Genomic DNA, 23,706 nt, shown 5'->3' with positions numbered 1-23,706 from the left:
CTTAAGCCTTCACCGCGGGCGCGAAATCCTTGCTGACCGACATCGCGCGCGGATCGATGATGCAATGCAGGATCGACGGCTTGCCCGAGGCGAGCGCGCGCTCGAAGGCCGGCGCAAATTCTTCGGTGCGCTCGACACGCTCGCCGTGGCCGCCGAACGCTTTTGCGTACATCGCAAAGTCCGGGTTCTTGAGCTGGGTGCCGACCACGCGGCCCGGATAGTCGCGCTCCTGGTGCATGCGGATGGTGCCGTATTGCGAATTGTCGACGACGATGACGACGAGCGGCGCGTCGTACTGCACGGCGGTCGCGAACTCCTGGCCGTTCATCAGGAAGCAGCCATCGCCGGCAAAGGCGACGACGGTCCGATCCGGGTATTGCCGTTTGGCGAGCACCGCGGCCGGCACGCCGTAGCCCATCGAGCCCGAGGTCGGGGCGAGCTGGGCCGCAAAGCTGTGGAAGCGGTGATGGCGATGGATCCAGCCCGCATAGTTGCCGGCGCCATTGCAGACGATCGCATCCTTGGGCAGGCGGTCGCGCAGCCAGGTCATGACCTGGCCATATTGGAACGCGCCCGGCAACTCGCGCGCGGTCTCGGTCCAGGCCAGGTAATCGGCGTGCGCTTTCGCCGCCTCGCCCTTCCAGGCCGGCGCGGCCGAAGGCCTCAGCGTCTCGACGGCGGCGGCGAAGGCGGCGGGCGTCGCCTGGATCGCGAGCGCCGGCTGGTAGACGCGGCCGAGCTCTTCGGAGCCGGGGTGCACGTGGATCAGCTGCTGTTGCGGGGTGGGAATGTCCAGCAGCGTATAGGACGAGGATGGCATTTCCGACATGCGGCCGCCGATGAGAAGCACGACATCGGCGCCATCGATGCGCGCCTTCAGCCCCGGGCTCGGCCCGATGCCGAGATCGCCGGCGTAATGCGAATGATCGGCGTCGATCAGCGAGGCCCGACGGAACGAGGTCGCGACCGGCAGGTCGAACCGCTCGGCAAACCGCGCGATGCTCCTGGTCGCTTCATCCGTCCAGCGCGAGCCGCCGAGAATGACCAGCGGCGCCTTCGCGCTCGCGAGCATGGCACTGAGGCGTTCGATGTCGGCGGGCGCCGGCCAGCTCACCGCTGGCTCGATCCGCATAGCATCGGCAACGGCTGCGCTTTCCGTCAGCATGTTCTCCGGCAGCGAGATCACCACAGGCCCCGGACGCCCCTGCATTGCGACGCGGAAGGCGCGCGCGACCAGCTCCGGAATGCGATCGGGACGGTCGATCTCGACCGCCCATTTCGCCATGGTGCCGAACACCGCCTTGTAGTCGAGCTCCTGGAACGCCTCGCGCTCGCGCATGCCGATATCGACCTGGCCGACGAACAGGATCATCGGCGTCGAATCCTGCATGGCGATGTGGACGCCGTGGCTGGCATTGGTTGCGCCCGGGCCGCGGGTGACGAAGCAGATTCCGGGCCTGCCCGTGAGCTTGCCATAGGCCTCCGCCATCATCGCGGCGCCGCCCTCGGCTCGGCAGATCATGACGTCGATCGGGCTGTCATGCAGCGCGTCGAGCGCCGCGAGATAGCTCTCGCCCGGCACACAGGTGACGCGCTCGACGCCCTGGGCGACCAGCTGGTCGATCAGGATCTGGCCCCCGGTGCGGGTGTTGCGAATGGTCATGATAGCTCCCTGCAGGCTCTGGCGACGCGCTTGACGGCTTTCGCGCAAGTTTTGCTCGGAGGTGGCGTAGGACAGGCGGAAATAAGGAGCAAGACCGAAACCGCTGCCCGGCACCCCGGCAAATGCAGCTCTGCATTCTCCCGGCGCATTTTGCCCGGGTTTGCGCTTCTCTTCATCCCCTCTTGGAGCAGGGCAATCGCATTTGACGTGAGAACTTGGGACGATGAACCTTCCCCAGCGTCATGGCCGGGCATAGCCGTCCGAAGGACGGCGTAGCTTCCGCTCGCCTATGTCCCGGCCATCCACGCCTTGCTCCGCAGCACAGAGAACGTGGATGCCCGGGACAAGCCCGGGCATGACGACCTCTCGTGAATGTTCATATGCGATTGCCCTGACCTCTTGGAGGGGCAGGCGTGCGCCCAGGCGATGTTTCTGCGTCATTCCGGGGCGCGCCGCTTGGCGCGAACCCGGAATCCATTTTGCGGCGTCGCCTGCTGCCGATGGATCCCGGGTTCGCGCTTCGCGCGCCCCGGAATGACGGCTACCAAGCTGATATGCAGCGCGAGCTATCGATGCTCGATCGCGCGGATGGCGCCGCGCAGCTCGGCGAGGCCGCGCAGGCGGCCGATCGCGGTGTAGCCGGGATTGGTGCGCTTGGTGGCAGCGAGATCGTCGAGCATGCGGTGGCCGTGATCGGGCCGGAAGACGATCTGCCGGTCCGGCGAGCGCCGCGCGTTCTCCCTCAGCAGCGCTTTGAGCACCGCGATCATGTCGACGTCGCCGTCGAGATGATCGGATTCGTAGAACGACAGGCCGTCCGCCTCGCGCTTGGTCGCGCGCAAATGCGCAAACGCGATGCGCGGGCCGAAGCGTTCGGCCATCTCGGGCAGATTGTTGCCGGCGCGGACGCCGAGCGAGCCCGTGCACAGGCAGATGCCGTTGGCCTTCGACGGCACGGCATCGAACAGCGCCTGATAGTCGTCGGCAGTCGAGGCGATGCGCGGCAGGCCGAACAGCGGGCGCGGCGGATCGTCCGGATGCAGCGTCAGCGAGACGCCGAGCTGCTCGGCCAACGGCGCGACGCGCTCAAGGAACTCGGTGAGATGCCGGCGCAGGATGTCCCGCGTGATGTCGCGATATTGCTCGAGCCGGTCGCGGAACTGCGGAATGGTCATCGGTTCGGTGGTCGAGCCCGGCAGCGCGCTGGCGATGACCATGACGAGGTAGTCGATGTCGGACTGGCTCATCGTCTCAAAGAGTTTCTTCGCGCGCGCCTGCTGCTCCGGCGAATACTCCTGAGCTGCGGCAGGGCGCTTCAGGATGTGCAGCTCGAACGCGGCAAAGCGGTCCTGGTCGAAGCGCATGGCGCGGGCGCCGTTCGGCAGCTCCCATTCCAGATCGGTGCGGCACCAGTCGACCACAGGCATGAAGTTGTAGCAGATGATCTTGATGCCGGCGGCGGCCACGGCCTCGAGGCTTGCGATCCAGGTTTCGATCGAGCGCGTGGCCTTGCCGCCTAGGCGCTTCACGTCATCCGGAATCGGGATCGACTCCACGACCGACCAGGTCAAGGGCGAACGGCCAGGCTGACCGCGCTCGATGAAATTCTTGCGCTCCTCGACCGCCTGGCGCGTCCAGGCCTCGCCGATCGGTACCTGATGCAGCGCCGAGACGATGTCCGTCGCGCCGGCCTGCCTGACATCGTCGAGCGATACGGGATCATCGGGCCCGTACCAGCGCCATCCCTGCGACATCATCTAGAATCTCCCGGATCAGTTTGCAGTCAGCACGACCTTGACGCTCTGCGAACGGTCGAGTGCCAGTCGCAGCGCGTCCGGCGCAGTCGACAGCGGCCGCTCGGCGGTGACCAGCGACAACACATCGACGCTGCCGTCGGCGATCAGTTCCACCGCCGTCATGAACTCGAAGCCGAAACGGAACGAGCCGCGCAGGTCGATCTCCTTGGCCATGACGGCATTGGCCGGCACCGGAATCTGCCCGCCCGGCAGATTGCCGATCTGCACCACCGTGCCGCCGCGCCTGACGATACCGATGGCACTGGCAAGGCCCGCGGCAGTGCCCGAAACCTCGAAAGCGACATCATAGGGACGCGAAGCAGCTTGGGCTTTCAAGCCCTCCTCTCCGCCCGAAACGTTCTCGACGTGATCGGCGCCGAGCCGGCTCGCGAACGCGAGCGGCGCCGGTGCGATGTCGGCCACCGTGATGTCGGCGATGCCGGCGCGGCGCGCGGCGAGCATGGTCAACAGCCCGATCGGGCCGGCACCGAAGATGATGCCGCGCTTGCCCTCGATGTTGCCGGCGCGGGCGACCGCGTGCAGGCAGACCGCGAGCGGCTCGGCGAGCGCCGCGGCCTGATAGGAGACGTGATCGGGAATCTTCACACATTGCGCGGGGATCGCATCGAAATAGTTGGCAAAGCCGCCCTGCATGTGCGGCGTCTTCGAGGCCGAGCCCATGAAGTAGATGTTCTCGCAGAGGTTCGGCCGGCCCTCGCGGCAGGCGACGCAATGGCCGCACCAGCGCGATGGGTTGACGGCGATACGGTCACCGACCTTCAGGTTCGGCGCGGAGCCAGAGATCTCCACGACTTCGCCGGAGATCTCGTGGCCGAGCACCAGCGGCGACTTCACGACGAAATCGCCGGTCCGGGCGTGACGGAAGTAGTGCATGTCCGAACCGCAGATCCCGCCAGCGCCGAATCGGACGCGCACCATGCCGGATGCGAGCTTGTCGAGCGGATGCTCGACCATGCGCAGATCTTCGGGGCCGAACAGGGTTGCAGCGAGAGCTGTGGATGTCATTTGGAGAGTCCCATGTATTTAGGCAGCCAGAGGGTCAATTCGGGGATGTAGGTGATCGCGATCAGCGCGAGCATCAGCGGCACCAGCCAAGGCAGGATCGCAACCGTGGTGCGCTCGACCGACAGCTTTGCCACGCGCGCCAGCACGAACAGCACCATGCCGAGCGGCGGGTGCAAGAGCCCGATCATCAGGTTCAGCGTCATGATCAGGCCGAAATGGACCGGATCGATGCCGAGCTTGAGCACGATCGGCAGCAGGATCGGCACCAGAATGGTGATCGCCGCCGTGGTGTCGATGAAGCAGCCGACGAACAGGATCAGGATATTGGCGAGCGCCAGAAACACCCATTTGTTGTGGGTGATGCTGAGCATCCAGTCCGAAAGCAACTGCGCGGCCTGCGACACCGTGAGAAGCCAGGCGAAGATCGAGGCGGCCGTGACGATGAACAGCACCGAAGCGGTGGTCTCGATTGTGTCGAAGGTCGCCTTGGCCACGGTCTTCAGCGTCATGGTGCGGTAGCGCACCAGGCCCAGGAACAGCGACCAGATCACCGCCGCAACCGCGGCTTCCGTCGGCGTGAACCAGCCGAGCGTCATGCCGCCGATCAGGATCACCGGCGCCATCAGCGCCATCACCGCGGAGAAATCGAAGTACCAGTCGATCGCGAGCAGCGCGCCGAGGCCGATGACAACCGCCATGTTGGTCGACATGCCGGCCAGTGTCATCAGCCAGATCGCAAGCGGGAAGCTCAGCACCACGACGATCTCGAGCCCAGCCGAACCGAGCTGCGGCCAGGAGAACGGCGTGTCGCTGCCCCATTTATTCTTGTGCGCGAAGTAGGTGACGGTGGCCATCATCAGCAGGGTCAGGACGACGCCCGGAATGACGCCGCCCAAAAACAGCGCGCCGATCGAGACGTTCGCCATCATGCCGTAGATCACGAAGGGCAGCGACGGCGGAATGATGGGCCCGAGCGTTGCCGAGGCCGCGGTGACGCCGACCGAGAACTCGGTGGAATAGCCGTGGTCCTTCATCGCCTTGATCTCGATGGTGCCGAGGCCGGCGGCATCCGCGATCGCGGTGCCGGACATGCCGGAGAAGATCACCGAGCCGATGATGTTGACGTGACCGAGACCGCCGCGCATCCAGCCGACCAGCGCGACGGCGAATTTGTAGATGCGGCCGGTGACGCCGGCGATGTTCATGAGATTGCCGGCCAGGATGAAGAACGGCACGGCGAGCAGCGGAAAGCTCTCGACGCCGGCGATCATGCGCTGCGCCAGCGTGACGTCGGGTGTCACGCCGCTGACCAGGATATAGAGCAGCGACGACGCAGCCATGGCGATCGCCACGGGCACGCCAAGCAGCATCAGGATGAGAAAGCCCCCAAGCAACAGCAGCATGAAATTACCCTTCCGATCCGTCGTAGGCACCGGGACGTTCGAGGATCGAGTAGCCCTGCCGCCAGTTTTGCAGCGCCACCTGCACGGAGCGCGCGAACATCAGCACGAAGCCGAGCAGCACCGCGTAATAGACGTAGTTCTTGGCAAAATTGATCGTGGTCATCGACTCGTCGCCGATGATCTGGATGTAGACCCAGACCAGCTTGGTGGCGTAGCCGAAGAAGGCGATCCGGATCAGGTCGATCACCGTCGACAACGCCCGCGCCACGAGGTGGGGCAGATAGCGGTAGATCAGGTCGACCTGGATGTGCCGCGACAGCCGCACGCACATCGACGAGCCGATGAAGACCACCCCGATCAGGCAGTAGGTCGCGATCTCCTCGGTCCAGGCGTAGCTGTCGTTGAGCACGTAGCGGGTGAAGAACTGGAGGAAAACGGCGAGCGCCATCACCCAGAAGATCGCGAGCGCCAGCCAGTCCTCGAAAGCGTAGATGCCGAGGTCCACCTTCGGCGTCGCCTCCTCCTCGAAGGTATGGGCGATCTCGTCCGCGGTGATTTGCCGGTGCAATTCGGCGGTGGACATGTGGTTACTCCTCGAATGGACTGGCCGTCATTCCGGGGCTCGCAAAGCGAAACCCGGAATGTCAGTCGAGCTGCTACTTCACGTCCTGGATGCGTTCCCAGTCGGCCTTGCGATAGCCGAAGGTCTCGAACGCGACGTTCTTCAGCACGGTGTCGCGGAATTCGTTCTTGTCGACTTCGGTCACGGTCAGGCCCTTGTCCTTGAAGAAGGCGACCAGCTTGGCTTCGTTCTGCTTGATCTCCTCGGTTGCCTTGGCCGCCGCCTCCTGGGCCACGTCGGTGAAGATCTTCTTGTCCTCGTCGCTCAGCTTCTTCCAGAGCGCACCGGCAACCACCGTGTTGAGGTGATCGACGATGTGGCCGGTCAGCACGATGTGCTTCTGCACCTCGTAGAACTTCTTGGCCTCGATCGTAGTCAGCGGGTTCTCCTGCGCCTCGACGGTGCCGTTCTGGAGCGCGAGGTAGACTTCGGCAAAGGCGATCGGCGCGGTGTTGGCGCCGCAGGCACGCGGCATCGCCAGATAGGCCGGGACGTCGGGCACCCGCATCTTCAGGCCCTTCAGGTCGGCGCAATTCTTGATCGGCTTGTTCGACGAGGTCTGGCGAACGCCGTAGTAGGTCACCGCGACGATGTGGTGGCCGCTCTTGTCCTCGTAGCCTTTGGCGAGCTCCTTGAAGATGTCGCTCTTGGTGTAGGCGAGCAGATGATCGGCGTTGCGGAAGGTGTAGGGATAGTAGGTCACGCCGATCGGCGGAAAGCTCTTGGCCGCAAAGCTCGAGCCGGAGATGATGATGTCAACCGAGCCGAGCGAGAGGCCCTGATTGATGTCGGCCTCCTTGCCGAGCTGGGACGCCGGAAAGACATCGATCGCATAGCGCCCGTTGGTGCGCTTGCCGATCTCCTGCGCCGCCCAGAGCGAGGCGGTATGGAACGGCTCCGAGGTCTCGTAGACATGGGCCCATTTGAGCTTGGTCTGAGCCATGCCGGCATTGGTCGTCGCACACATCGCCGCGGCCGAGACCGCGAGCACCATCGTCATTTTCTTCAACACTGACTGTTCCTCCATCTTTTAGGTCTGCTTCTTGTTCGCCCGGCACCCAATGGGAATACGGACCGTCCAATGTCATCGCCGCCGTGCAGTCCCGCTCTTTCCGGTTTCCTTGGCCTGCTTGCTCGGCGCCCGTTTTGGCCTTGCCGGCTTTGCTATGGATCGGGCCGCCCGGCTGCGCCCGGAGGCCGATCCGGCCACGGTCTCCGGGCCAAAGTTCTGGGCAAAGCGTTCCTGGGAGCGCGCCAGATGATTGCGCATCGCATCGCGCGCGGCCCCGGGATTGTGCGCCGCAATGGCATCGCGCACCGCGCGATGCTCATCGAGCGCCGCGTGCCAGGTGCGCGGGTTCTCGAAATAATGCGCGAGCTGCGCGAAATAGGGATTGAGGCGCTGGTCGAAGAGATCGCCGACCACGCGCACCAGAACGGCGTTGCCGAGGCTGCCGGCGATCGCGACGTGAAAGGCGCGGTCGTGGATCATCGAGGCTTCGCCGGGATGCGCGACATTCTCCATCGCAACCAGAGAGGCATCGATGCGCGCGATGTCGTCCTTCTTCGCGACGCGCGCGGCTTGCTCGGCGATCGCGCTCTCGAGGAATTCGCGGGCCCGCAGCAGTTCGAACGGGCCTTCGATGACCGCGGCAGGCACGGGCACCGCGGCACCCGCAGGTTCGATCACGTAGATGCCGGAACCGACACGGATACGGAGGCGGCCTTCGACTTCGAGTGCGATCAGCGCCTCGCGCACCGTCGGCCGCGAGACCTTGAGCTGTTCGGCGAGCTCGCGCTCGGTCGGCAAGCGGCTGCCGACCGCGTATTCACCGCTGTCGATCAGGCTTCGCAATTGATCGGCGACCTGGCGATAGAGCCGTCTCGCCTCCACAGCTTCCAGCGGCACGCTGGCCTCCCCGTAAAGGGTCTCGCCGGGAAGCTTCGCGCCCCGGCGGCCCGCCAATTTTGGAAAATTGGTCTTACCAATTGACCGGAGCATTGACCCAGGTCAGGCGCCATGTCAAGCAGCGGCAAAGCAAGGGGGAGAGACGACCATGCGCCTTAATTCTATGCGCCTTGGCCGCGCCAATCTCGATCGGCTGCCGCCGGCCATCCGCCGCCCGGCCTATGACCGTTCGCGCGTCACGCCCGGCATCGTCCATCTCGGCCTCGGCGCCTTCCATCGCGCCCATCAGGCCGTCGTCATCGACGATTGTCTTGCCGCCGGCGCCGCCGCCTGGGGCATCGTCGGCGCGAGCCTGCGCAGTCCGGATACGCGCGACGCGCTCGCGCCGCAGGACCATCTCTACACGCTCGCGGTGCGCGCCGCCGAAGACACCGAGCATCGCGTGATCGGCGCGCTGCTTGGCAGCCTCGTTGCGCGCGAGAACCCGGCCCGGCTGGTCGACACGATGGCCGATCCGGCCATCCGCATCGTCTCCCTCACCGTCACAGAGAAAGGCTATTGCCACACGCCGCAGACCGGCGATCTCGACGAGCGGCATCCGGACGTCGTGCATGATCTGAACAATTTTGACGCACCGCGCTCGGCCCCCGGATTCATCGTTGCCGCCCTTGCACGCCGGCGGACGCAAGGCGTTGCGCCCTTCACCGTGCTGTGCTGCGACAACCTCGCCGCCAATGGCCATACCGTGCAGCGGATCGTGACGCAGTTCGCGGCGCTGCGATCGAAGGAGCTCGGCAAGTGGATCGCCGATACGGCCACCTTTCCCTCGACCATGGTCGACCGCATCGTACCCGAGACAACCGATGCCGACCGAGATGCGGTTTCCGCTGCGCTTGGCCTCCGCGACGCGTGGCCGGTCATGACCGAGCCGTTCACGCAGTGGGTGGTCGAGGACCGCTTCGCCGCGGGCAGGCCTGATCTCGCCGCCGCCGGTGTCGAGCTCGTCGCGGACGTCAAGCCGTTCGAATTGATGAAGCTGCGTCTTCTCAACGCCAGTCATTCGGCGCTGGCCTATCTCGGCTATCTCGCCGGCTACGAGACCATCGCCGACACCATGACCGATCCGCACTTCGCGCGGCTTGCCGACCAAATGATGGAAGAGGCCGCGGTGACGCTGACGATGCCATCCGGCACTGATCTTGCGGCCTACCGCGCCTCGCTGCTCAAGCGCTTTGCCAATCCGGCTCTGCATCACCGGACCTGGCAGATCGCGATGGACGGCTCGCAAAAATTGCCGCAGCGCTTGCTTGGCGCGATGCAGGACCGCCTCGCCAGGAACCTGCCGATCGAGACCCATGCGCTCGCGGTAGCCGGCTGGATGCGCTACGTCACCGCGATCGACGAGCAAGGCCGCGCGATCGACGTGCGCGATCCGCTCGCCGGCGAATTCGCGACACTGGCGCGCGAGGCCGGTCCCGTCGCCGAGCGGCTTGCGCCTGCACTGCTCGGCGTCGAAAAATTGTTCGGGCCGCTCGGAGCCGAGCCACGACTGCGCACGGCGGTCACCACTGCACTCGGCCGTCTCTATGCGGACGGTGCGCGGCGGTCGGTCGACACGCACGTTTCGCTCTGACGGCAGCCGAATATCGATGCTGCACTGCGGCTAAAATCAACGGAAGTCGCGCTTGATTTTTCCGCGTCCTTGCCTCACCCGGGAGGCATGACGAAGGACAACAAGGTCATCGCCGCCAACGCGGCCTTTTACGCTGCCTTTTCGACGGGCGACTTTGCCGGCATGGAACGGATGTGGGCGGACGATGACGCCATTTCCTGCATCCATCCCGGCTGGCCGGCCATCGTCGGGCGGGCCACCGTGATCGGGAGCTGGCGCGATATCCTGCAAAGCCCGGAGCGGCCGCAGATCGTCTGCGCCGAGCCGCAGGCGATCGTCGACGGCGACAGCGCGCGCGTACTCTGCATCGAGATCGTCGACGGCACCGCACTTGCCGCCGCCAACCATTTCAAGCGCGTCGGCGACGGCTGGCGCCTGGTGCACCACCAGTCGAGCCCGATCGCCCAGATTGTCGAGCAGGCTGAGGAAGATAGCCCGTCTCGCCGCGTCCACTGACGCGGCCAGACACGCCGGCGTGATCTACTGTGCATGGGGTTGTTTTTCACTTTTTTGTTCTGTGGTCTCATCCGAGGCCCGCAAGTTCCGACAGCTCCTCCAGCACGCACCGCGCATCGGCGAAATCATCGTCCCGGAAGAACATGCTGCGGATGATCACGACCGGGATATTGGCACGCGAGGCCGCGAGCAGGCCATTGGCGGAGTCTTCGATCGCGACGCAGTTGGCGGCTTCCAGCTTCAGCCGCCCCAGGATTTCGAGATAGACGTCCGGCGCAGGCTTCTTGTGCCGAACATCGTCGCCGGCGACGATGGCCTCGAAGTCCGCAGCCCAGCGCTTCCCCAGCGCCTGCGACAGCAGCGCATCGATATTGCCGCGCGAGGTGGTCGTCGCGATCGCGAGCCGCTGGCCGCGCGACCTCGCCGCCGCCAGCAGTTCCGCCACGCCCGACCGCAACGGGCAACAGCCGGTCTCGACCAGTTCGGCGTAATGCGCGGTCTTGATGCGGTGAAGCTCTGCGATATCCACGTCCGATAATGGCGCAGCGGCCCGCTGCCTCTCGTGGTAGGCGCGGATGCGTTCCTTGCCGCCCGTTACCCTCAGCAGATCCTTGTAGACGGCACGATCCCAGTGCCAGGCGAGGCTGTGGCGCAGGAAGGCTTCGTTGAAGGCCTGCCGGTGCAGTTCCTCGGTTTCGGCCAGGGTGCCGTCGACATCGAAGATCAGCGCGCTGGCACGCCGGATCAGCTCCGCGGCGTCGTATAGCGCTGCGGCAGGCGCTGCTTCTGCCTGCATGATAGACGCCTCCCTCCAGACGCTCCACTGACAAGCGAGCATCGCCCGCAGTGGCGGACGCGTAAAATTGCAATATCTTTTGCCGGACCCAAAAATCTCTTATGAGCAGGGACGCGCGCTGCGGCGCGAAGGGAATTCCGACCAGCACGGCGGACGCATGCGGCTCTTCATCCTCGGCCTGGGCTATAGCGCAGAGCATTTCGTCCGCAGATTCGGCGGCAGCTTCTCGCACATCGCCGGCACGGTGCGCGATCCCGCGAAGCGGCAAGGCCTAGCGGGCATCGAGGTACATCCGTTTTCCGAGAGCGGTCCGGATCGCGAGACGGTCGAGCGGATGCGCGAGGCCGACGTCCTTCTCGTGTCGATCCCGCCCAGTAGCGCGGGCGACCCGGCCATCGCGGCGTTCGCGGACGTGCTGGCCTCGGCCCGGTGCCGGAAGATCGTCTACCTGTCTACACTGGGCGTGTATGGCGACCACGGCGGCGCATGGGTCGACGAGAGCACGCCCCCGCGGGCCACCCTCGACCGGACGCGCATGCGACTTGCGGCCGAGCGCGCCTGGATGGAGTCGGGGCCCGGCGATGTCACGATCCTGCGGCTTGCGGGCATCTACGGTCCTGGCCGCAACGCGCTGGCGACGCTGCGGGCTGGAACGGCCCGGCGCATCATTAAGCCGGGACAGGTCTTCAACCGCATCCATGTCGACGACATCGCAAGCGCGATCCTGGCTGCGGTACGCCATCAGGGCGGCGGCACGTGGAATGTTTGCGACGACGAGCCTGCGCCGCCGCAGGACGTGATCGCCTATGCGGCAAAGCTTGCAGGCATTGCGCCGCCGGCTGAAGAGGCGTTCGAGACGGCCGAGATGTCGACAATGGCCCGCAGCTTCTACGCCGGCAACGCGCGTGTCTCAAACGCGAAATTAAAGCGCGAACTTGGCGTGACGCTGGCCTACCCGACCTATCGGCAGGGCCTGGATGCGCTGTGGCGCGCTGAATGAATTAGAGGGGTGGTCGGTCAGGCCGCCCCTCTCGAAACCCAGCGTTAGCTCAGAACGCCATATTTCTTGAGCCAGGCCTGCACCCGTTTCCAGGCATCTTCCGCAGCATCCTTGCGGTAGCTGCCGCGATAGTCGGCATGGAAAGCAACGCATTCGCCAATAATTGCCGGCAAGATGCAAATCACCAGCGTGCGAGCACGGCCGGATCTGGATGGCGAAGAAGCTGTAGGTGATGAAGTCGTCGAATTCGAGCATGTTGCCGACGGTGGCGGCCAATGCTGCGCGCTTGACCTGTACGGTTTTGCCATTTGTCCACAGACGACAATCGACATTCCCTGATTTGACTGTGCGCCGGATTTAACCGCGTAGCTGCGCTGCGGCGCAACATCTGTTAACCGAAAAAGGCGGTTCTTCCCCACCTGCCGACGCCGTCCGGAGCTGCAGATACCCCGTCAGCGCGCGCATTTCCAAACCTTCCGTCGCACCAAAAGGGGCGGCGCAATGACCGCAACAACACATCATGTTGCACGGGCATCGCATATCAGCGGAATTTCGTGCGCGAACCTCGGTCATTTGAGTGAAATTTTCAGAAGAGTTGAGCCGCGCGATTTACTCGAACTTTCTTTGTGACGCTCTAGTTCCACGTCCGAAAGTTCCATCTTCCCAGATTGCGCTACCAAAAGCTCAATTGAATAAAGCTTTATCCGACGTGGAATTGAAATGAATTTGGCTCGCGAATCGATTGAATTATTGGGGCAGGTTGCGCGGATCCTGTGGTTCGAAGGTACCAAGCACGGCTTGCGCGATCGCGAATGGATGGCGCTCCGCTTCCTGTCCCGCGCCAACCGGTTTTCCAGGACGCCGTCGGCGCTGGCGAGCTACGTCGGCACCACGCGCGGCACCGCCTCGTTCATCATCGGTGAGCTCGAACGGCTGGGATATCTGGAGCGGACTCGGTCGGCCAAGGACAAGCGTTCGGTGATGCTGAGTGTCACGCAGCAGGGTAAGAAGTTCTTGGTGCGTGACCCCGTCAACGTTCTCGTCGAGGCCATCGGCGTCCTCGACAATGATGCCAAGGTCCGCTTCCGCGACGGGCTCCGGCACGTGCTGGACCAATCGGACGCGGCCGAACAGCGGCATCATACCGACGTTTGCAAGCGCTGCATCTTCCTCCGCGAGGACCGCACCACCACCGACAGCAAGACAGCGGCCGAATACACCTGCCGCTTGTTTCGCGCTCCGATCGCGGAGGCCGAAGTCGAGTTGCTGTGCACCAGCTTCGAGCATCACCGCCAATAAAGAAGTGCGCGGACTACGGTGTTGCCTTGCGTGGCGAATAGACTACGCCACCGCTGGTCTCCACGACGAGGCGGCCGTTCTCGCTCCTGATCTCCTCGATGCGGCCAAGGCCGGGCACCTGTTGTCCCAGCACCGCCTCGATCACACCGTTCGGACTTTGCAGGATGGCAATCCCCTCATAGGCCTGACGGACCGACCAGCCCTTGACCGCCTTGCGCGGTACCGACGTGCGCTCGGATGGAGACACCGAGCCCGTGATCTCGGGCGCTGCGACCGAGGCCATCATCGGCATGGTCTGCGACGACGGCTGAGGCTGCGAGGCGACAGGCGCCGGAGCCTGGATCTGCGCCTGGGCGAGCCTGTCGAGCTTCACCGTCGAGGACGAACTGACGCGCTCGATACGATCCAGGTTCTCGGCAAAACGGCCGAAACGATCGCTGGTCGCCTTGCTCGAGAAATCGACCGCGGTACGCAGGCCGTCCAGGTTTTCGGACACGCCCGACACCTGCTTGCGCAGCTGCGCGACCGTCTCGCGCAGGTTCCTGATCTCCGTATTGGCGGAGGCGCTGGTCTGGCTCGGCTGCGTGGTGAGATAGGCGATCACGCCGGTGCAGGCACAGACCACAAGCACCGCGGCGACCGCCAATGTTGCGAGCGGCACGACCCATGTCGGACGCGGCGGCGGCGGCTTGGCCACAAGCACGGCCGGGCGGATGACAGCCGGCGTAGGCTTCGGTATCGCCATCTTGTCGAGGCGCGCCTTGGCGCGAATGCGCTTGAGTCCCTCGAGCGCCTCCTTGGCGAGAGTTTCATCGCTCGCCGACGCCGACGCAGGTCTCGCGCTGGCAGCGGTCTTTGCCGCACGCGTCGCATTGTCCTTCGCGGCGCTCGCCTGCGGAGCCTGCTTCGCCGCCGCAGGCACATCCGCGGTTTCGTTGGGACGAGCTTTGCCATCGGACAACATATGAAAATGCTCCGTTCGGTTCGATCTGTCGAACCAAACTAGTTGTCGAAGCTTGCCTGAAACGTGCGCGTCGAAAAGTTCACGTCACGCGCAACGCGACGTCGAATGAGTCAGACGCGTCACGCATGCGGCGAGAGTGCGACTCGAAAGACACACATTCGCCAAGATTTTCGCAAAGCTGGAGCCGCCCCGCCATACATGAGTCGAATTGTCGCACATCCAAGCGCACTCGCGAGGGTCAATCGGGAGTTGAAAACGCCTCAGTGCACCTGACCCGCGGTGCCGCCCGAAACAGCTGTAATTGTACGGGTGTACGGAACCATATAACCGCTACGGTGCAAAACTAGTTCGAATTTTGAATCAACTGATGCGATCGAACATACCAAGAAACAACTCGAAACAAACCAACAGCATCAAGCACGCGTAGCAACCGCTTTGTTCCGCGTGCTTGATCGGAAATAGGCAATTGTTACGGTCCTACTCAAGTGATTCTCGCCGGATGGCGAGGAGATCGACACAGTTCAGTGGTGTTCGGACGCGATGAGCAACTTGGCGCAACTGTTCTAGGTCGCTGTCACAATCCGCCCCGCGAGGTGATCCGTAGACACCCGCCGGGCCTCACGTCGTAGCGTTCAGTATCGAGTCGAAGTAACAGGCCTGCACATGCAGGCACTGGATGCGTAGGGCTGCCCGCGAATATGAAACCATAATAACGGTTCGCGGGAAGGAAATATCGTCAAACAGCATGGTTGCCGAGCCGGGCATCACACTAACCCATCCGGCCGCAACACGTGCGAAACAGGGGCGAAAGACTGATGTATATAATCGTTGATGATCGCGAGAGCGTCGCGAACAGCTACGTCGGAGGGCTCGATCGCGAAGGTGTATCGTCGATCGGCTTTTCCTCCGGAGAGTTCTGGGACTGGCTGCAATCCGCCAATGAATCGGATCTGGCAGCAGTCGACGCCTTCCTCCTCGGGGATTGCGATACCCGCGGAAGCCTGCCGCGGGCGATGCGCAAGCGCTCCTCGGCTCCCATCATCGCCATGAGCGGCCAGAAAATGCTCAAGAACACGCTTGAGCTTTTCGAATCGGGCGTGGACGATGTGGTTTACGTACCGATCCATCTTCGCGAGATCCTGGCCCGAACGGCCGCGATCTCACGACGCAGGGTCGGCGACCTGCCAAGGCCCTGCGAAACCAGAATCCAGGTCTTCTTCAACGGACGCGACCCCGAGATCGGCGGCCGCGCCCTCACCTTGCCCCGCCGCGAACTGCGCATTCTCGAATACATGGTCGGCAACCACGGAAAGTGGATCACCAAGACGCAGATCTTCAACGCGGTCTACGGCATCTTCGAGGCAACCTTCGACGAGAGCGTGATCGAGAGCCATGTGAGCAAGCTGCGCAAGAAGCTTCGTGACCGCCTCGGCTTCGACGCCATCGTGGCGCGGCGCTACGTCGGCTATCGCCTCAACATCCCGGCCGGCGAGGCCATCGACGAGTCGATGCAGGATCTCGGCGAGGTCGGCATCCTCCTGAACAGGGCCCACGCCGCCCCGGCGGCGTACCCGGCAGGAAACTGACGCGACACGACATCGATACCAAACGACACCGGCCTCTGCGGCCATATCCCGCAGAGGCCGGTGCATTTTCAGCGGCGGACAGACGGCAGAGCGCCCGGCCGGCTTCGCGGCGCAGGTCGGTTGCGCTACGGCTTCTGCTGGAATTCGTCCTTCGAGACGTAGTTGAAGTCCTCGACCAGGACGTCCTGGACGACGTCGGCCTGCATCCGCTCGTTGACGCGCTGCTTGATGGCGGTCGTGAGGACGGAGAGGTCATAGCGGGCGAGCTTCCTGAAATCGAGGCGCTCGTCCGCATAGATCCTACGGAAGGCTTCATCCACGACGAACGGCTCGGGCGGAACGGTGAGCTGGTGCATGGTCCGCGCCTCCACAGTGTAGACGAAGCGCGCGACGATGTAGCCCTGCACGTTTCCGTTCTCGACCATGGGCACGCTCAGCGCCCGCGTCTTCTGGTATTGCAGCCCGTCGAGATATTCGTCCTTCGCCGGCAGCAGGCTGCCGTTTTCCTTCCAATAGGCCACGGCATAGCTCGTGCCCGCGGTGAGGATGCATACCCACAGTCCGGCCAGCACCAGTCTGATCATCTTCCGTCCTGCACTGCGCGACCGCTATAGGTGCCGTCCGACTCGGCCTCCTTGACCGCCCTGACGATGATGGACGCGACCTCGCGCACGGCGTCGTAGTGCATTTCGAGGATGGCGCGGTTCCGCTCGAGCTTCTGGCGCAGGCGCTGGATTTCCGCGGTGATCTCCGCCTCGGCGCCGAGATGCATCCGCGCCCGCATCAGGCGGACGAATTCCAGCATGCTCCGGCTCTTCCGCGCGCTGAAGTCGTCGAAATCGATCTTCTTCCCGGTCGCGAGCGCGACCGTCTCCTCTTCAATGATACTTTCAAGCCGGCGGATCGACGCCAGCAGGCCCCACACCTCGTCCGATCTCGCCGCATGGGTGCCGTCGGGCGCCACCTCACCGCCGGCATTTGGCAGGTGCACCGGCAACATCACCGCGCCCTGCGTGGCTTCCACCGTCGCCTCGGTGTCGACCTCGGGCTGTTCCATCACCAGCGCCGCCGCGCCTTCATTTGCCTGCATCGGAAATTCACTCCTCAACTTTCGTCACCCATCCCAGATCCATCATCCGCCCTTGCCCGGAACGTCCAGAACGGCCGGATGCGCAGCGGCGAGCTGCCTGGCAATGCCGATCCCCTTGCCCTTCGCAAGCTGGTTGCCGAGCTGCTCCGCAAGCATCGACTTCCAGACGCTGCCGGCGGTCCCCTTGCCGAAGACTTCCTCCGACTCCTTCGGCAACATCGTCTCGACAAAGGTCTGGAGAATGAACGCCTCGAACTTGCGGTAGACCTCGCCCGAGGCCGGCGCCTTGATCACCTGCACCGGCGCCGCGGCGTTCGGCAGCGACGGCTGCGCGTCCGCCGTATTTGCCGTGGACGGATCGCCAGCTGGCGTCGTGGCCGCGGCCTTGCCGACCTCGGCATCCATCGTGGCGGCAAAATCGGCCTCCGGGGATTTCAATGCATCGAGCTTCGCCGTCGCCGCGCGCTGCGTCACGGGATCGGCGGCCGCAAGGACGTCGAGAACGAGGTCGGGTGTCGCGGTCACGATCATGTCTTGTTCCGGTTGGCTGGCCGTGGCGTCCAGTCGCGCACGGCGGGGCTTGTGCCCGTCATCTCTTCGAGCGAGCGCTTCTCCGCCTCGCGAAGCTTGTCCGCGAGCGCCGTTTTCGCGACCTGCTCGAGCTGTTTCACACGGCGGTTCTCCGCGCGGACCTGGTCGAGCTGCTGAGCGGCCCGGGCCTGCAAGGCGCGTGCGCCGACGCTCGTCCTGGTAAGGCGTCGCGCGATCGATTCGTTCGACGAGCCCGCCGGCAACTCCCTTTCGTTCAGAACTCCGACCAGCCAGGTCTGCTCGTCGTGCAAGGTTCTCTCCTGCTGGCGCAATTGCGCGAGCTGCCATTCGGACAACCGAAGCTGAAGCTTCACGAGCGAGACGATCCGGCCGAGCTTGTCCGCGCGCGACGTCATGGCCGGTCATTCCGCCAGCCACGACGACACGCCGAGCATGAATTGCGTCAGCAGCTCGTCGCTGGTGAGGTAGAGCAGCAGGAATCCGCCGAACAGGACGAAGGGCACCGAGATGAAATAGACGGGAATTGCCGGCGTCAGCTTGTTGATGAGGCCGACCGCCAGGTTGACGATGACCGAGTAGACGATGAATGGGCTGGTAATCCGCAGCGTCAGCACGAACGCCTCCGAGAGGCGGCCGACGAGCTGGTCGAGTGCCATGCTTCCGCCGATCCTGTCGCCGGGATGCCAGACATCGTAGGAGTTCATCAGCCCGCGCAGGACCTGCCAATGCTGATCGGTCATGAAGAACAGTGTGGTGACGGCCGCCATGATCAACGGCACCAGGGCCGGTGCCGGGTCGGTGTCACCCACCGGCGTCCCCGGGATGTTGCTGAGGCCGATCGCACTCGCCATCACGGTTGCCATGGTCTGGAGCGCAAGAAAGAACACGCGCCCACCGAGCCCGATGACGCTGCCGACAAGGAGCTCCGAACAGATCAGTAGCGCGAGCGTCAGCGGTGCTGCGTTCTCCGTGAGTGGTTTCAGGACGGCGATCAAGATCGGCGTGAGCGCAAACGTCGTGACCAGCGCGACGAACAGGCGAACCTGGGCCGGAACGTTGACGCTGGAATAGCCGGGCACGAGCATCAGGCAGGCGCCAATGCGGCAGAACACGATGAACGTCACGAGTACGCTGTCGGTGAGGCCGCTGATCACGATATGGCTCCAAGCGGCCTGATCTCGGCGCTGCGCGCAACCTCGACATGCGACAGGATCGGCAGGGTCGGGAATACCCGTTCGAGGATCATGCGAACGTAGGGACGCGCTTCGGGCGTGACCGCCAACACCACGCTGGTGCCGTTCTCGGTGAACTTCCGGACTGCGGCGCTGGCTTCGGTCGCGAACTGCTCGATCAGCCGCGGATCGGCGTCGAATTCGACGACGTCCCCCTTGGCGTCGCGCTTCAGGCTCTGGTGGAACGCCAGATCCCAGCGGTTGCCGAGGCGGACGACGTTGAGCACGCCATTGTCGGAGAGGTCGCCGCAGATCTGCGCGGCGAGACGCATGCGCACATGCTCGGCGACTTGTTCGGACCGCCGCACATGGGGCGCGATCTCGGCGATCGCTTCGAGAATCAGATGCAGGTTCCGGATCGATACGCGCTCGGCCAGGAGGATCTTCAGGATCGCCAGCAGGCCGGAATAGGAGATCTGCGACGGACAGATGTCGTCGACCAGGCGCTTGTATTCGGAATCGAGCCGGTCGAGCAAGGCACGCATGTCCTTGTAGGACAGCAGCTGGGCAAGGTTCGCTCGAAGCACCTCGCTGAGATGCGTGAGCAGAACCGACAGATTGTCGACGGGCTTGCAGCCCTGCCGCTTGACCTCGTCGGTGAAAGCTTCCGTCACCCAGAGCGCCTTCATGCCAAAGGCGGGCTCGATCACCTCTTCGCCGGGGACATCGGGGTTGCCATCCTTGTCCACGAGCACCATCACCTCGCCGAGCCGCAGCTCGCCATGGGCGACGCGCGTGTCGTGGATCCGGATCTGGTAGCTCTTGGGATCGATCGACAGATTGTCGGTGAGCTTGATCTCGGGAATCACGAAGCCGTATTGCTTGGCGAATTTCTTGCGGATCTTGCCGACGCGGTGCGCAAGCTCGTTGCGCGAACCCAAGAGATGAACCGAAAGGTGGCCTCCAAGCGACAGCTCGATCTCGGCGATCTTGAGCTGCTCCTTGACGGATTCCTTGGTATCGCTCTGCGCCCGCTCGTCGGCCTTGAGCGCCTCCTCTTTCCGCTCCCGCGCCGCCTGCCGCTTCGGTAGCGAGTAGCCGACGAACGCCATGACCCCTCCGAGCAGCACGAATGGCGCCATCGGCAGCCCCGGCATCAAGGCGAGCACGAACATCATCAGCGCCGCGGCCGACACCGCGCGCGGATAGCCGCCGAGCTGCCGCAGCACAGCCTGCTCCGCGGACCCCCTGGTGCCGCCCTTGGAGACCAGGAGGCCCGCCGACAGCGACACGATCAGCGCAGGCATCTGCGTGACCAGACCGTCGCCGACGGAGAGCTTGGTGTAGACGTCGGCGGCGCGTGCAAGGCTGAGGCCGTGATGGGTGACGCCGATCACGATGCCGCCGAAGATGTTGATCGCGGTGATGATCAGGCCGGCGATGGCATCGCCGCGGACGAACTTCGAGGCACCGTCCATGGCGCCGAAGAACGCACTCTCTTCCTCGAGCTCGCGGCGCCGGCGCTGGGCTTCCTTGTCGTCGATCAGGCCCGCGGACAGGTCTGCGTCGATCGCCATCTGCTTGCCGGGAATGGCGTCCAGGGTGAAGCGGGCGCCGACTTCGGCGATACGCGTTGCACCCTTGGTGATCACGACGAAATTCACCGTGACCAGGATCGCGAAGATGATCAGGCCGATGACGAAGTCGCCGCCCATGACGAACTTGGAGAAGCCGGCAACGACATGGCCCGCGGCAGTTTCCCCCTCCCCGCCGCGCGACAGGATCAGGCGCGTCGTCGCGACGTTGAGCGCCAGGCGCAGGATGGTCGCGATCAGCAGTACGGTCGGGAAAGCGGAAAAATCGAGCGGCCGCTGGATCCACAACGCGACCATCAGGATCAGCGCCGACAACGCGATCGAGAAAGCGAGGCCGAGATCGATCAGGATCGGCGGGATCGGCAGGAACAGGATCGTGAGCATGGCCACGATGCCGCCGGCGAAAAAGGCGTCGGCCCCGAGTCGTCGCGGGGTCGGCAGGCTAGCAGCTAACGTATCGGCCATGGGTCACCGGCAGAGGGTCCGCACCTAATCTGCCGCGCAAAGCTTACGCGAGGGTGGTGGGCCGGCGGCCCTCGGATCAGAAGCCGCGTTCGATATGCGAATAGACCATCTCGGTGAAAGTGGAGAGATGCGCGCCGATGAAGGAGCCGGATACGGCAACGACCAGGAGAATGACGATGATCTTCGGAACGAAGGTCAGCGTCACCTCCTGGATCTGGGTCAGGGCCTGAAGCAGCGCGATGATGGTGCCGACCAGCATCGCCGCGCCGACCGCGGGCCCCGAGGCGACGATGATCGTCCAGATCGCCGCCTGGACGATGTCGAGGGCGTCACGCTCGTTCATGGCTAGCTGAGCGTGAGGCCGGGTCCGATCGCGACCTTCGTGCCGTTCTCGAGGGTCGCAATCGAGCCGTCGCTGTTGATGGAGACCGACGCGATCTTGCCGGTGAAGCTCGCTCCGGTCGAGTCGGTGAAGCTGACGGTCCGTCCGATCAACCCGTCCGCCTGCGACAAGGCCTGCGAGGACAGCAGCGCATCGAGCTTGGTGTTGGTCTGCATGGCCTGCTCGACCGTCGAGAGCTGGGCGAACTGGCTCATATATTGCGAGGTGTCCATCGGATTGGTCGGATCCTGATTCTTCATCTCGGCCACGAGGAGCTGAAGAAACGTATTGTAGTCGACACTGTTGCTCGACGTGGCCGTGGGAGAGCCGGTCGAAGTGGTCTTGCTGGTGGTCTCGGTCGCGCTGGGAACGTTCATGTGCCTCTCCGCTGTCAGGCAGCCTCGAATGGGGAATCGATCATGGCGCCGCCAAGAATTGCCTGCTCCACTGGAAACAACGCCCTGATCCGCTTGAGCGCCTCGAAATAGCGGGTCGAGCCGACCAGCTCGTCGATCGCGTTAAGCCCGTCCAGCATCTCGCGGTTCTCGCAGAGCGCGAGAAGCGCCGCATGATGCGGCCGATAGAGCGCCATCGGGTCCCGAACGTCGGTTGGATTCATCAGCATGAGCTGGACGACGAAATAGAGCTGCCGCATCGCCGTGGTGGCGTCGCAAGCCTGCATGACCTGCCCTTCGAGCAGAAACATCACGTCGTTGACGAGCTCGATGGAGACCTTGCGGTCCACGCGCAGCACCGCGCCGTTGATGTAGATCCGTTCGCCCGCCCGCAAGGATACCTTCATCAAAGAGCGTCTCGTATCAGGCGATTGATTTCGATGAGCTGCATCACGTCGTTCGATCTCTCCTCGCGGAGCCGATCGGCTTCCTTGACCACCCACAGGCCGATCGAGATGATGTCGGCGCGCAGCTTGTCGGGAAGCGCGTTCTCGGGATGGGCGAGATCCTCGATGAAGATCGTCCACAGCCGCCGGACATAGAGCAGGCTCTCGACCAGATCCTCGAGGCTGAAGCGCCCCTTCTGGAGCCGCTCCAGCCGGTCGATGCCGAGGCTGAGCGCGTGCCGCTCGCGCCCGCGCGCCTCCTGGCCGCTGTCTTCGACGACCGCTTCATAGGCTTCAAAAGTCATCAGGACCACTCTGCACAGGAAACCGAAGAACAAGACAAAGGTTACGAACCGAAGGAGCCTTGGCTCAGAGATAGTTGATAAGGCTGATCTTCTGGAGCTGCGACGTCAGCGCAAGCGCGGTCTGGATCTGGGTCTGCAAGGTGTTGACGCGCACCGACGCTTCCGCCGGATCGATCTTCTCCATACCGACGATCTGATTGTTCAGAATGTCCTGGTGCGTCTTGAGCTTGTCGGTTGCAGAATTAATCCGCTGCTGGACCGTGCCGACGCCGCCGCCGAGCACAGCGAGGTCAGTGATGGCGTTACCGACGAGACCGATGGCCTTGTCCACGACGACCTGGAACGTCGTCTGGTTCAGGTTCGCGTTCCCGAGATCCGCCATCATGGTGTAGGCCTCGGCGAGCTTGCGGAAGCCGGTCTGGTTGGCGCTAACGGACGTATCGGCGATCTCGGTCGTGGAGATACGGCTTTGCATGACCTGGTCAGTGGCCGTTGACCAATTGGTGTTCCAGGCCGGGCTCGCGAACTCCGCATCGAAGGTGGTGTCGAGGAAGGTCTGCATTTGGGCCGGGGTAATGCTGCTCACGCTGGCCGAGGATTGCGAGAAGCCGAAGGTCGCAAGGAAATCGGCGTCGACCTGGTTCTTGCTGGCCGAGCCCGCGGTGTAAGCCGTGATCGGCGTGTTCTGCGTGTTGATGCCCGAGAAAAGATACGAGCCGTTATAGGAGACGTTCAACGCACCGATCAGATCCTGGAGGTTGGAGGACGCGGGCGGCAGGATGACTCGGCCGCCACCGTCCGTACTGCGGGCCGCGATCAGGTCCTTGAGGAAGGACGTTGCGGTCGTGTTGAGCTGGGTGATCCGGTTCTGCGTCACATCCAGGCGTCCCGAGACGAGGCCGTTGGTATCGACCAGCTGATCGGCGAAGCTCAGGTCCGCCCGCAGGGTGAGATCGCCTCCCGTCGTGGCACCAAGCTCGAGGCCGACATCGGCGAAGCGGCCGGTGGTAGCCTCCTTCGACGCCTTGCTCAGCGCAGCCTGGTTGTTCGTGATCGAGGACCTCAAGGTCGAAGACAGCATCAAGGTCGAGATGTAGTTCGCGCTCATCATG

Annotated in this window: 26 protein-coding genes and 1 pseudogene; 6 read left to right on the top strand and 21 right to left on the bottom strand. The window is 64.0% G+C overall.

Translation table 11 applies throughout. From position 1 onward, the window contains the following. Position 1: 1 nt before the first annotated feature. From IVA82_RS26085 to IVA82_RS26055, 7 genes are all read right to left on the bottom strand, one after another. Entirely contained in the window at positions 2-1,663 is a 1,662-nt protein-coding gene (locus tag IVA82_RS26085; RefSeq protein ID WP_247389733.1) for a thiamine pyrophosphate-binding protein, read from the bottom strand. A gap of 566 nt (positions 1,664-2,229) precedes the next feature. Beyond that, positions 2,230-3,417 carry a mannonate dehydratase gene (uxuA, locus tag IVA82_RS26080; protein WP_247389805.1) on the bottom strand — a complete coding sequence of 396 codons (1,188 nt, stop codon included), beginning with the start codon at positions 3,415-3,417 and terminating at the stop codon, positions 2,230-2,232. A gap of 18 nt (positions 3,418-3,435) precedes the next feature. Continuing rightward, complete coding sequence (locus IVA82_RS26075; protein ID WP_247389732.1) at positions 3,436-4,485, bottom strand: L-idonate 5-dehydrogenase; 1,050 nt, start codon at positions 4,483-4,485, stop codon at positions 3,436-3,438. Next, positions 4,482-5,888, bottom strand: coding sequence for a TRAP transporter large permease (locus IVA82_RS26070; protein WP_148738793.1), 1,407 nt, complete (start codon positions 5,886-5,888; stop codon positions 4,482-4,484). The genes IVA82_RS26075 and IVA82_RS26070 overlap by 4 nt, the downstream gene beginning before the upstream one ends. 4 nt (positions 5,889-5,892) lie before the next feature. After that, positions 5,893-6,471 carry a TRAP transporter small permease gene (locus tag IVA82_RS26065; RefSeq protein WP_247389731.1) on the bottom strand — a complete coding sequence of 193 codons (579 nt, stop codon included), beginning with the start codon at positions 6,469-6,471 and terminating at the stop codon, positions 5,893-5,895. Between the two features lie 73 nt (positions 6,472-6,544). Then, a complete protein-coding gene (locus IVA82_RS26060) occupies positions 6,545-7,504 on the bottom strand; it encodes a sialic acid TRAP transporter substrate-binding protein SiaP (protein WP_247389804.1) in 960 nt (319 codons plus the stop codon). A 90-nt stretch (positions 7,505-7,594) separates the two neighbouring features. Then, positions 7,595-8,419: a FadR/GntR family transcriptional regulator gene (locus tag IVA82_RS26055; protein ID WP_247389730.1), complete on the bottom strand. Its 825-nt coding sequence runs from the start codon at positions 8,417-8,419 to the stop codon at positions 7,595-7,597. 148 nt (positions 8,420-8,567) lie between these two features. Between IVA82_RS26055 and IVA82_RS26050 the strand changes: the two genes are divergently transcribed. Together IVA82_RS26050 and IVA82_RS26045 are read left to right on the top strand one after the other, a co-directional pair. Next, positions 8,568-10,052 (top strand): mannitol dehydrogenase family protein, encoded by a 1,485-nt coding sequence (locus tag IVA82_RS26050; protein ID WP_247389729.1) that lies wholly within the window; start codon positions 8,568-8,570, stop codon positions 10,050-10,052. A gap of 87 nt (positions 10,053-10,139) precedes the next feature. Then, entirely contained in the window at positions 10,140-10,547 is a 408-nt protein-coding gene (locus IVA82_RS26045) for a nuclear transport factor 2 family protein (RefSeq protein WP_247389728.1), read from the top strand. A 67-nt stretch (positions 10,548-10,614) separates the two neighbouring features. Here the strand turns inward: IVA82_RS26045 and IVA82_RS26040 are convergent, their stop codons facing one another. Beyond that, on the bottom strand, positions 10,615-11,343 hold the full coding sequence (locus IVA82_RS26040; RefSeq protein WP_247389727.1) for an HAD family hydrolase: 729 nt from the start codon (positions 11,341-11,343) through the stop codon (positions 10,615-10,617). A 157-nt stretch (positions 11,344-11,500) separates the two neighbouring features. Here IVA82_RS26040 and IVA82_RS26035 point away from each other — a divergent pair, with 157 nt between their 5' ends. Beyond that, positions 11,501-12,343, top strand: a complete 843-nt coding sequence (locus tag IVA82_RS26035; protein ID WP_247389726.1) for an SDR family oxidoreductase — start codon at positions 11,501-11,503, stop codon at positions 12,341-12,343. Positions 12,344-12,387: 44 nt separating this feature from the next. Here the strand turns inward: IVA82_RS26035 and IVA82_RS26030 are convergent. After that, positions 12,388-12,486: pseudogene (locus tag IVA82_RS26030) on the bottom strand (dienelactone hydrolase family protein); the annotation flags it as partial. Positions 12,487-12,517: 31 nt separating this feature from the next. On the opposite strand from IVA82_RS26030, the gene IVA82_RS26025 reads away from it, so the two are divergent. Both IVA82_RS26025 and IVA82_RS26020 read left to right on the top strand, forming a co-directional pair. Then, positions 12,518-12,682, top strand: coding sequence for a hypothetical protein (locus tag IVA82_RS26025; RefSeq protein WP_247389725.1), 165 nt, complete (start codon positions 12,518-12,520; stop codon positions 12,680-12,682). Positions 12,683-13,063: 381 nt separating this feature from the next. Further along, entirely contained in the window at positions 13,064-13,642 is a 579-nt protein-coding gene (locus IVA82_RS26020) for a MarR family transcriptional regulator (protein WP_247389724.1), read from the top strand. A gap of 13 nt (positions 13,643-13,655) precedes the next feature. On the opposite strand, the gene IVA82_RS26015 is transcribed toward IVA82_RS26020, so the two are convergent. Then, a complete protein-coding gene (locus IVA82_RS26015; protein ID WP_247389723.1) occupies positions 13,656-14,606 on the bottom strand; it encodes a hypothetical protein in 951 nt (316 codons plus the stop codon). 815 nt (positions 14,607-15,421) lie between these two features. Between IVA82_RS26015 and IVA82_RS26010 the strand changes: the two genes are divergently transcribed. Then, positions 15,422-16,192, top strand: a complete 771-nt coding sequence (locus IVA82_RS26010) for a response regulator transcription factor (protein ID WP_346658806.1) — start codon at positions 15,422-15,424, stop codon at positions 16,190-16,192. Between the two features lie 125 nt (positions 16,193-16,317). Here the strand turns inward: IVA82_RS26010 and IVA82_RS26005 are convergent, their stop codons facing one another. The 11 genes from IVA82_RS26005 to IVA82_RS25955 form a co-directional block, all read right to left on the bottom strand. Further along, on the bottom strand, positions 16,318-16,776 hold the full coding sequence (locus IVA82_RS26005) for a hypothetical protein (protein WP_247389721.1): 459 nt from the start codon (positions 16,774-16,776) through the stop codon (positions 16,318-16,320). After that, on the bottom strand, positions 16,773-17,282 hold the full coding sequence (locus tag IVA82_RS26000; RefSeq protein WP_247389720.1) for a flagellar biosynthesis protein FlgN: 510 nt from the start codon (positions 17,280-17,282) through the stop codon (positions 16,773-16,775). Before IVA82_RS26000 ends, IVA82_RS26005 begins: the two co-directional genes overlap by 4 nt. 42 nt (positions 17,283-17,324) lie before the next feature. Continuing rightward, positions 17,325-17,813, bottom strand: coding sequence for a rod-binding protein (locus IVA82_RS25995; RefSeq protein WP_247389719.1), 489 nt, complete (start codon positions 17,811-17,813; stop codon positions 17,325-17,327). After that, positions 17,810-18,229 (bottom strand): hypothetical protein, encoded by a 420-nt coding sequence (locus IVA82_RS25990; RefSeq protein WP_247389718.1) that lies wholly within the window; start codon positions 18,227-18,229, stop codon positions 17,810-17,812. The genes IVA82_RS25995 and IVA82_RS25990 overlap by 4 nt, the downstream gene beginning before the upstream one ends. Positions 18,230-18,235: 6 nt before the next feature. Then, the gene (gene fliR, locus IVA82_RS25985) at positions 18,236-18,988 is read right to left on the bottom strand and encodes a flagellar biosynthesis protein FliR (protein WP_247389717.1); all 753 of its coding nucleotides are present in this window, start codon (positions 18,986-18,988) and stop codon (positions 18,236-18,238) included. Continuing rightward, entirely contained in the window at positions 18,985-21,066 is a 2,082-nt protein-coding gene (gene flhA, locus IVA82_RS25980) for a flagellar biosynthesis protein FlhA (protein ID WP_247493634.1), read from the bottom strand. Before flhA ends, fliR begins: the two co-directional genes overlap by 4 nt. Positions 21,067-21,142: 76 nt before the next feature. After that, a complete protein-coding gene (fliQ, locus tag IVA82_RS25975) occupies positions 21,143-21,409 on the bottom strand; it encodes a flagellar biosynthesis protein FliQ (protein ID WP_148738808.1) in 267 nt (88 codons plus the stop codon). Positions 21,410-21,411: 2 nt separating this feature from the next. Further along, complete coding sequence (gene flgD / locus IVA82_RS25970) at positions 21,412-21,825, bottom strand: flagellar hook assembly protein FlgD (protein WP_148738809.1); 414 nt, start codon at positions 21,823-21,825, stop codon at positions 21,412-21,414. Positions 21,826-21,839: 14 nt separating this feature from the next. Beyond that, positions 21,840-22,250 (bottom strand): flagellar biosynthesis repressor FlbT, encoded by a 411-nt coding sequence (gene flbT / locus IVA82_RS25965; RefSeq protein WP_247389715.1) that lies wholly within the window; start codon positions 22,248-22,250, stop codon positions 21,840-21,842. Beyond that, complete coding sequence (gene flaF / locus IVA82_RS25960; RefSeq protein ID WP_187435766.1) at positions 22,250-22,594, bottom strand: flagellar biosynthesis regulator FlaF; 345 nt, start codon at positions 22,592-22,594, stop codon at positions 22,250-22,252. Before flaF ends, flbT begins: the two co-directional genes overlap by 1 nt. Positions 22,595-22,658: 64 nt before the next feature. Beyond that, positions 22,659-23,705 (bottom strand): flagellar hook-associated family protein, encoded by a 1,047-nt coding sequence (locus tag IVA82_RS25955; RefSeq protein WP_247389714.1) that lies wholly within the window; start codon positions 23,703-23,705, stop codon positions 22,659-22,661. Position 23,706: the final 1 nt, after the last annotated feature.

It is taken from the genome of Bradyrhizobium sp. 142, from assembly GCF_023074015.1.
Classification (GTDB): domain Bacteria; phylum Pseudomonadota; class Alphaproteobacteria; order Rhizobiales; family Xanthobacteraceae; genus Bradyrhizobium.
Note: the sequence above shows the minus strand (reverse complement) of the source record. Positions and strands in the feature narration are given on the sequence as shown.

Excerpts from the sequence above, each read along its gene's own strand:
- IVA82_RS26085 (WP_247389733.1), bottom strand. The coding sequence starts at position 1,663 with ATGACCATTCGCAACACCCGCACCGGGGGCCAGATCCTGATCGACCAG.
- uxuA (WP_247389805.1), bottom strand. The coding sequence starts at position 3,417 with ATGTCGCAGGGATGGCGCTGGTACGGGCCCGATGATCCCGTATCGCTC.
- IVA82_RS26075 (WP_247389732.1), bottom strand. The coding sequence starts at position 4,485 with ATGACATCCACAGCTCTCGCTGCAACCCTGTTCGGCCCCGAAGATCTG.
- IVA82_RS26070 (WP_148738793.1), bottom strand. The coding sequence starts at position 5,888 with ATGCTGCTGTTGCTTGGGGGCTTTCTCATCCTGATGCTGCTTGGCGTG.
- IVA82_RS26065 (WP_247389731.1), bottom strand. The coding sequence starts at position 6,471 with ATGTCCACCGCCGAATTGCACCGGCAAATCACCGCGGACGAGATCGCC.
- IVA82_RS26060 (WP_247389804.1), bottom strand. The coding sequence starts at position 7,504 with ATGGTGCTCGCGGTCTCGGCCGCGGCGATGTGTGCGACGACCAATGCC.
- IVA82_RS26050 (WP_247389729.1), top strand. The coding sequence starts at position 8,568 with ATGCGCCTTAATTCTATGCGCCTTGGCCGCGCCAATCTCGATCGGCTG.
- IVA82_RS26045 (WP_247389728.1), top strand. The coding sequence starts at position 10,140 with ATGACGAAGGACAACAAGGTCATCGCCGCCAACGCGGCCTTTTACGCT.
- IVA82_RS26040 (WP_247389727.1), bottom strand. The coding sequence starts at position 11,343 with ATGCAGGCAGAAGCAGCGCCTGCCGCAGCGCTATACGACGCCGCGGAG.
- IVA82_RS26035 (WP_247389726.1), top strand. The coding sequence starts at position 11,501 with ATGCGGCTCTTCATCCTCGGCCTGGGCTATAGCGCAGAGCATTTCGTC.
- IVA82_RS26025 (WP_247389725.1), top strand. The coding sequence starts at position 12,518 with ATGCAAATCACCAGCGTGCGAGCACGGCCGGATCTGGATGGCGAAGAA.
- IVA82_RS26020 (WP_247389724.1), top strand. The coding sequence starts at position 13,064 with ATGAATTTGGCTCGCGAATCGATTGAATTATTGGGGCAGGTTGCGCGG.
- IVA82_RS26015 (WP_247389723.1), bottom strand. The coding sequence starts at position 14,606 with ATGTTGTCCGATGGCAAAGCTCGTCCCAACGAAACCGCGGATGTGCCT.
- IVA82_RS26010 (WP_346658806.1), top strand. The coding sequence starts at position 15,422 with ATGTATATAATCGTTGATGATCGCGAGAGCGTCGCGAACAGCTACGTC.
- IVA82_RS26005 (WP_247389721.1), bottom strand. The coding sequence starts at position 16,776 with ATGATCAGACTGGTGCTGGCCGGACTGTGGGTATGCATCCTCACCGCG.
- IVA82_RS26000 (WP_247389720.1), bottom strand. The coding sequence starts at position 17,282 with ATGCAGGCAAATGAAGGCGCGGCGGCGCTGGTGATGGAACAGCCCGAG.
- IVA82_RS25995 (WP_247389719.1), bottom strand. The coding sequence starts at position 17,813 with ATGATCGTGACCGCGACACCCGACCTCGTTCTCGACGTCCTTGCGGCC.
- IVA82_RS25990 (WP_247389718.1), bottom strand. The coding sequence starts at position 18,229 with ATGACGTCGCGCGCGGACAAGCTCGGCCGGATCGTCTCGCTCGTGAAG.
- flhA (WP_247493634.1), bottom strand. The coding sequence starts at position 21,066 with ATGGCCGATACGTTAGCTGCTAGCCTGCCGACCCCGCGACGACTCGGG.
- fliQ (WP_148738808.1), bottom strand. The coding sequence starts at position 21,409 with ATGAACGAGCGTGACGCCCTCGACATCGTCCAGGCGGCGATCTGGACG.
- flgD (WP_148738809.1), bottom strand. The coding sequence starts at position 21,825 with ATGAACGTTCCCAGCGCGACCGAGACCACCAGCAAGACCACTTCGACC.
- flbT (WP_247389715.1), bottom strand. The coding sequence starts at position 22,250 with ATGAAGGTATCCTTGCGGGCGGGCGAACGGATCTACATCAACGGCGCG.
- flaF (WP_187435766.1), bottom strand. The coding sequence starts at position 22,594 with ATGACTTTTGAAGCCTATGAAGCGGTCGTCGAAGACAGCGGCCAGGAG.
- IVA82_RS25955 (WP_247389714.1), bottom strand. The coding sequence starts at position 23,705 with ATGATGAGCGCGAACTACATCTCGACCTTGATGCTGTCTTCGACCTTG.